Genomic DNA, 6,919 nt, shown 5'->3' on the forward strand with positions numbered 1-6,919 from the left:
TCACCCCCACCAACTTGTCAATAGCCCGCTTAACCGGCCGCCCCGCCGCCCGCAGCACGCTCTTCACCTTGTTGGCCCACCCCCCCCCCCCCCCCCGCGCCGCCGGGCCCCCCCCCCCCCCCCCCGCGGCCCCCCGGGGCGGGGGGGGGGCCCGGGCCCCCCCCGGGCGCGGAGGGGCCGGGCAGGCCCGTACCCTCCGCGCCCGGTCGGCATCGCCCTACGCCTGCCCCGAACCAGCGGCACCGGCGGCACCGGCGGCACCGGCAGGGCCAGACGCGCCCGCGGCACCCGCAGAACCAGCAGCGCCCTGCGCACCGCCTGCGGCGCCAGCCGCGCCCGCCTTCTTCGCCTCGGCCTCCGCCGCAAGGCGGTCCCTGAGCACGCGGCGCAGCAACTTGCCGGCGCCGTTGCGGGGGATCTCGTCGACGAAGTGGACCGCGGTGGGCCGCTTGTAGCTGGCCAGTTCGCGGGCGCAGGCGCCGATCAGGTCGGCCACCGTGGGCGGCTCGTCGCCGGCGGCGATGAACGCCACCGGCACCTCGCCCCACTCGGCGTTCGGCGCGCCGACCACGGCCACGTCGAGCACGCCGGACTGGGTGGCCAGGACCCGCTCGATCTCGGCCGGGTAGACGTTCTGACCACCGCGGATGAGCACGTCGTTGCGCCGGTCCACGAGGAACAGGAAGCCGTCCTCGTCCGCGTACCCGACGTCGCCGGTGCGCAGCCAACCGTTGCGCACGGCCTTCGCCGTGGCCTCCGTGTTGCGCCAGTACAGCAGCATCATGCCGTCGCCGCGTACGCAGATCTCGCCGACGTCACCGGTGGGCACCACGTTGCCGGAGTCGTCCTGCACCTCGATGTGGTAGCCGGGCAACATGCGGCCCGCGGTGGGCAGTACGGTGCCCGTCACGTCGAACGGCCACTCGCCGCGGCGGAACAGGTGGGTGGCGATCGGGCCGCCGCCCTCGGTGATGCCGTAGATGGAGCGCATCGGCGCCGGGAACTTCTCCAGGCACTCCCGCAGCAGCTCCTCCGGCATCGGGGCGCCCCCGAACATGATGTCCTTCAGGCTCGACAGGTCGGCCGTCGCGAACGCCTTCGTCTTCAGCACGAACCGGGCCATCGACGGCACCAGGAACGTCTTGGTGGCACGGTACTCGGCGACGTCGGCCAGCCAGCGCTGCGGCGTGAACTCGGTCTCCAGCACCAGCGCACCACCGGCGGCGAACAGCGCCAGGCCGATGACCACACTGCCGTGGAACAGCGGGCACGGGTTGATCATCACGTCGTCGGCCGAGAAGCCGACCTCGGCCGCCATCGCCGTGTAGCAGGCGGAGACGGAGCGGTGGGTCACCGCGACGCCCTTGGCGTGCCCGGTGGTGGCCGAGGTGTGCAGGATCGCGAAGACGTCGTCCTGCCGGGGCAGCGGCAGCTCGCGCACCTTGGTGGTGGTGAGCTCCTCGTACTCCTCGGAGCCGATCGCCACCCGGAAGCCGTCGCCGAACGCGTCCCCGAGCCGGTCGAAGATCTGCTGCTCGGCGAAGACGGCGACCGGTTCGACGTTGCGGACGATGTGCTCCACCTCGGGAGCCGGGAACGACGGGTTGACCGGGCAGACCACGATGCCCGCCTTGCCGCCCGCCACGTACAACTCAAGGACCTCCACGCGGCTGCGCGCACTGATCGCGATGCGCTGCCCCTTCTCGATGCCCCGGTCCAGGAGTGCGCAGGCCAGGGCGTCGGTGCGGTCGTCGAACTCGCGCCAGGTCAACTTGCGGTTCGGGTCGGCAAGTGCGAGGCGGTCCGGGCGCAGCAGCCGGTTGCGCTTGACGAAGTGGGCCATCCACATCAGCGGGCCTCCCCACTGGTGGCGGCGATGTCGGTGGCGTCGCGGGCGACCAGCACCCGGTTGATGCCGTCCAGGGTGTGCAGCGCGCCCAACTCGTCGTCGTCCAGCGGCGTGCCGGTCCGCTCCTCCAGGTCAAGGGCCAGCCGGATCAGGTCACCCGAGTTGAGGCCGGCGTTGATCAGGTCGGCGTCGCCCGGCACGCCCTCGATGAGCTGCGGCAGGTCAACGAACTCCAGCAGCAGGCGGTGGCCGGGGGTCAGGTGGTCGCTCATGAGCTTCCCTTGGTCGTCGTGATGTGTTGCGCGGACGGTGGTCTGCGGTGGCGCCGGCCGGGTCGGCGGCGCCGGTACGGCGTGCTGCCGGTCGCGGTCGGATCGGGAGCGGCGACGCACGGGTTGCGCGGGTGTGCGCGTACGGGCCGGGTGGGGAGCGGCCCGGCGTGCGTCGTGCCGGGTGGGTCGGGTGCGGCGGGTCGCGCGGTGGCGCGGGCCGCGGGGCTGACGGGGCGGGGACGGCGTGGGGCTGACGGGCGTGCGGCGGGCGGGTGTGGGGCGGGTACGGGGACGGGGACGGGGCGGCGGTCGTGGTGGTGGGGCGGGGCGGGCGGCCCAAGGGGGGAACCGGGCACGGAGGGTGCGGTTCGGGGGGGGGGTCACCACACCCGGTCCGCCCCGCCCCACTCACCTGACGTCGAGACGGATCAACTCCCCCGACGCCAGCTTGCTGGCCACCTCAAGCCGCTTGACCTTCCAGGTGGCGGTGTGCGGCACGTCCTCCCAGCGGCACTGCACGGGCGGTGCGAGGTCGGGCAGACCCACCGTGGCCCGGGCCCAGGCGGCCCGGTCCAGCGGCCGGTCGCCCCGGGTACAGACCAGCGGCACGGGCAACCCGTCCGGCATCGGGATGAGCACGGCCTCGGTGAGTTGCCGCATGCCGTCCAGGATCTGGTCCTCGGCGCGCAGCAGGCTCTCCAGCGCGCTGCCCCGGTCAACGGTCCGGTCGTACAGGTGCAGACAGCCGCGGCTGCTGACCACCCCGACGTCACCCATCGACCACCAGCCGGCCACCAACTCGTCGCTCTGGCCGAGGTAGGAGGGGGTCACGCCGGCGGATTTGCCGTAGATCAGGCCGAGTTGGTCCTTGCCCAGGCGCTGGGAGTTCAGTTCGTCGCTGACCCGCACCTTGGTGTGGCCGATGACCGGCCGGCCCACGCAGCGGCCGTCGGTGCAGCCCTTGCCCACGCGGTGCAGCTTGATGGTGATCGGGCCGGTCTCGGTCTGCCCGTACGCCTGGAGGTAGCGGGCGCCGGGGTGGCCGGCGGCCAGCAGGGTCCGGATGGTCCTGGGGTGCGCGGCGTCGAACGAGCTGATGAACATCCGTACCTGCGCGAGGAGTTCGGGGCGCTGTTCGGCCGTCTCCTCCCAGCGGATGAACGCGTTCGGCATCGTCTCCACGATCGCCGGCCGCACCCGGGCCAGCATCCGTTCGGCGTTGCCCGGCTCTGGATCGGTCATGAAGCCCAGCGGCAGCCCGGTCGCCAGCACCGTGAGCATGCCGGAGACGGCCCGTGCGTGCACCGGCGAGACGCAGGTCAGGTACGGGCCCCTGAGCCGCACCACGCGCAGGAAGTTCACCTGCGGCCTGACGTGCCCGGCGAAGCTCTCCACGGAGTGCAGGACCAGTTTGGGCACCCCGGTCGTGCCCGAGCTGTGCGTCACCAACTGCGGTGCGTCCCGCGGCGGTACGAGGAGGGACGGCAGTTCGCCCGCCGGCTGGTCCTGGACGCAGCCGCCGAACCGGCCCGGCTTTCCCACGTACAGCCGCACCGGCATCCGGTGCGGCACCCCGTCGAACGCCCCGGTGGCCTCGGTCTCCGCATCGGTGATGATCGCGGCGGGCTCGCCGCGCCGTACGTGCAGGCCGAGCGCGGCCGGGCCCGCATCGGCGTGCGTGAGGACGGGCACGGCGCCCGCCCGGGCGCAGGCGAAGGCGAGCAGGATGACATCGAAGTTGGCGCGCTTGGCGATGAGCACCCGGTTGCCCGGCAGCACGCCGGCGCCGGCCAGCAGCGTGGCGGTGCGGTCCACCAGCTTGGCGAAGTCGGCGAAGTCCAACACGTCCCCGGCCTCCGGGAACAGGTCGAGGGGCTGGTCCAGGTGGATCGGGACGCCGGGGTGCCTGCGTGCCGCCTCCTGGGGCGCGGTGGCCAGTGCGAGTGTGGCGCGTATGCGGCTCATCGGTTCCGCTCCCCCCTTCCTGGGTCTCGTCGGTGCGGTGGCCGTGCCTGGTGCGGGCTGGTGCTTGCGGTGCCTGGTGCTGCCTGGCGCGGGGCGCCGGGCAGCGGTGGTGCCGGCCGCGCCGGGCGTCAGGAGCTGGGTGCCGGTACCGGCTTGCGCTGTTCGCCGGCAGCGCCGGGTTGCGCTGTCAGGTCGCAGTACGGGGTTGCAGCGTTGGGTTGCGCTGCCGGGTTGCGGTCCCGCACCGCGGTGCGGGGTGGCAACGCCGGGGCGCGCCGCTGACCGGCAGTGCGGGGTCGCGCTGCTGGTCGGCAGGGTCGGCTGCCGGTACTGGGTGGCGCTGTTCGCTAGCGGCAAGGCGCGGCGGGCCCGGTGGCGCGCCCGACGACGGTGCCTGGCCGGCCGACCGGCTCGCTGCCTCTCGACCTGCTGGCTCATCTGCTGGCTCATGGACTGGTTCGCCGGCCCGGCTGTCTGCCGGACCTGCGGATGGGGCTGGCTGGTGGGGCTGGTGAGGCTGCTGGGTACGCCCGCGCGTCGGACGGGCGTCGCTTCGCCCCGCGGCCGACAGTGTCCGACCTGCCGTACGGGCTCGGCTGCTGCCGCTCCCGTGCGGCGTACGGGCTCGGCTCGGGCCACCCCGTACGGCGTACGGAACCGGCTGCCGCTCCCGGCCACTGCTCCCGGTCGCGGCGCGCGGCCCGCTGCGGGCCAGGACGCCGTCCGGGCCGTGTGCGACGCCGCGGCGCGGGCCGTGGCCCCGCTCGGCCGGGTGCGCCGCGCATGGGTCGCGGGCGCGCCCTACCGGGTGCGGTGGGTCAGAACGGGTCCGGGCGCCGTGGCGCCGCCGGCCGTGGGCCCGGCCCCCCCGGGGGGCCCCCCCGCGGGAGGCGGGGGCCCCCCCCCCCCCGGGGGCGCGGCCGGCGCCCGGGGGGGGGGGGGGGGGGGGGGGGGGGGGGGGGGGGGGGGGGGGGGCGGCGGGCGCGCCGTCCGGGGGGGGGGGGGGGCCACGGGGGCGGGGCGGGGGGGCGCCGCGGGCCGGGGGGGGGCCGCCCCGGTGGGACACCCCGGCGGAAGGCGGTCGCCCCACACGCCCGGGGCGCCGGCCCGGCGCCCTTGTGGTGGGCGGTCGGCCGCTCGGGAATCGGCGGCTGCGGAAGAACACATAAGACGGTGAACGGAACGACGATGGCGATTGGCCGAGGCGCGGGATTTCGCTACGGGCGCCCGGCACTCCATCGGGCCCTGGCCGCCCAAGTCGCCTGCCCCCACGAGTTCGTGGGCAATGCGGGAGACTCGGGGATACCTTCGCACGGCCTCTTCCGAAATCTCTGTCACGGAGATCACAGAACGCAATGGGACGACCCTGGCACAGCTACGGGTACGGCCGTCTCGCCCGTTGGTGAAGAAGTCTTTCGACGGCGCCTGCGACGAAGTCGCGGCATGGCCCCCGCGGTGTGCCCGTCGTGCCGGCACACCGTTCGCAAGGCCCGACACCTGGCTCGCGGAGGACAGTTGGCCGTGGTCAGCGCAGTGCCCATGGGGTAACCCCCGTTCCTGGCCCGGCACGTCGTATTCCCCCTCAGTTCGTTCACGGATCGCATGGACTGCGTATCGCGGGCGTCGGCGTGGTCGCGTACGCCCCCGGAAGGAAACACGGAGGGACACCAGAAGTCAGGTCAATGCCGCGCGACAGAGAGGGCGGTGTGGACCCTCTGGTGCTCCCCCGAGCGCAGCCCCACGCTACGGCGGGGAGCACCGCTACGCGTATGGCAGATTACTGCCTAGGCAATGCCACTCGGGCGGCCGAACGCGGTTGTCGCGCGTTCGGTTAAAACGCCGTGACACACGCCGCCACATTGCGGCAATCGGCGCTTCACGGGACGCGCCTGCGCCATCGTGGTCGATGTCGCCATTCACCGGTTCGCCCCCCGTACCCCGCCCGTGCCCCGCCCGTCTCCCCGTACGGACCGGTGCCGACCCGAGGAGCCCCCGTTGCCGCCCCGCCATCCCCTACGCGCCTTGTGCTGCGCCCTGTTGTTGCTGATCTGCACCGGATGCGACGGTGCGTCAGGTTCTGGTGAGGGCCGGGGTTCCGGGACGCCCCGGCCCGGCGCGGCCGGCCTCGGCGACCGGCTCTTCCCCGGCCTTGGCAACGGCGGCTACGACGTCACGCACTACGACCTCGCGCTCGACTACGCCCCGCAGACCAACACCCTGCGCGGCACCGCGACCCTGACCGCCCGCGCCACCGCCGACCTGTCCTCCTTCAACCTGGACCTGACGGGGTTGCGGGTGTCCCGGGCCACGGTCGCCGGCGCGCCCGCCCGCGTCCGGCGCGCGGGCTCCGAACTCACCCTCACCCCGCGCCGACCACTGCCCGCCGGACGGCCCTTCACGGCCACCGTCACGTACGCGGGCACGCCGCGCACCCTGGTCGGCGCCGACCACAGCGAGGAGGGGTGGATCGAGACCACCGACGGCGCCGTCGCCCTCGGCGAACCCTCCGGCTCCACCACCTGGTTCCCCGGCAACCACCACCCCAGCGACAAGGCGAGCTACGACATCGCCGTCACCGTCCCGGCCGGGTACACGGCGGTGGCCAGCGGCGAACTCCGCGAACGCCGCAACCAGCCGGGCCGCGCACGCCCCGCAGATCGCGCGAATCACGCAGACCGCGCAGGTCAGACCGGGCGCCCGGCCCCGGCCGGGCGCCCCCGCGCGGCCGCCCGCCCCCCCATCGTCGGGCACAACCCCCAACCGCTGGCCCGCTATCAGGCGACCCGCGCCAACGGCCCCCTCGACCGCCACACCCCCGGCGGCGCCCCCGGGG

At 74.4% G+C, this 6,919-nt stretch carries 5 protein-coding genes; 2 read left to right on the forward strand and 3 right to left on the reverse strand.

Annotated elements, in window-relative coordinates; all coding sequences use genetic code 11:
- Positions 1-217 precede the first annotated feature (217 nt).
- From AAHZ94_RS25580 to AAHZ94_RS25590, 3 genes are all read right to left on the reverse strand, one after another.
- On the reverse strand, positions 218-1,849 hold the full coding sequence (locus tag AAHZ94_RS25580; protein WP_349995564.1) for a class I adenylate-forming enzyme family protein: 1,632 nt from the start codon (positions 1,847-1,849) through the stop codon (positions 218-220).
- Positions 1,849-2,121 (reverse strand): phosphopantetheine-binding protein, encoded by a 273-nt coding sequence (locus tag AAHZ94_RS25585; protein ID WP_349995566.1) that lies wholly within the window; start codon positions 2,119-2,121, stop codon positions 1,849-1,851. Before AAHZ94_RS25585 ends, AAHZ94_RS25580 begins: the two co-directional genes overlap by 1 nt.
- A 408-nt stretch (positions 2,122-2,529) precedes the next feature.
- Positions 2,530-4,086 (reverse strand): AMP-binding protein, encoded by a 1,557-nt coding sequence (locus AAHZ94_RS25590; RefSeq protein WP_349995568.1) that lies wholly within the window; start codon positions 4,084-4,086, stop codon positions 2,530-2,532.
- A gap of 730 nt (positions 4,087-4,816) precedes the next feature.
- Here AAHZ94_RS25590 and AAHZ94_RS25595 point away from each other — a divergent pair.
- Together AAHZ94_RS25595 and AAHZ94_RS25600 are read left to right on the forward strand one after the other, a co-directional pair.
- Complete coding sequence (locus AAHZ94_RS25595; RefSeq protein ID WP_349995570.1) at positions 4,817-5,263, forward strand: hypothetical protein; 447 nt, start codon at positions 4,817-4,819, stop codon at positions 5,261-5,263.
- 818 nt (positions 5,264-6,081) lie between these two features.
- The coding region (locus tag AAHZ94_RS25600) for a gluzincin family metallopeptidase (RefSeq protein ID WP_502964781.1) at positions 6,082-6,919 on the forward strand (838 nt) is incomplete at its 3' end.

Source organism: Streptomyces sp. HSW2009 (assembly GCF_040240285.1).
GTDB lineage: Bacteria > Actinomycetota > Actinomycetes > Streptomycetales > Streptomycetaceae > Streptomyces.

Excerpts from the sequence above, each read along its gene's own strand:
- AAHZ94_RS25580 (WP_349995564.1), bottom strand. The coding sequence starts at position 1,849 with ATGTGGATGGCCCACTTCGTCAAGCGCAACCGGCTGCTGCGCCCGGAC.
- AAHZ94_RS25585 (WP_349995566.1), bottom strand. The coding sequence starts at position 2,121 with ATGAGCGACCACCTGACCCCCGGCCACCGCCTGCTGCTGGAGTTCGTT.
- AAHZ94_RS25590 (WP_349995568.1), bottom strand. The coding sequence starts at position 4,086 with ATGAGCCGCATACGCGCCACACTCGCACTGGCCACCGCGCCCCAGGAG.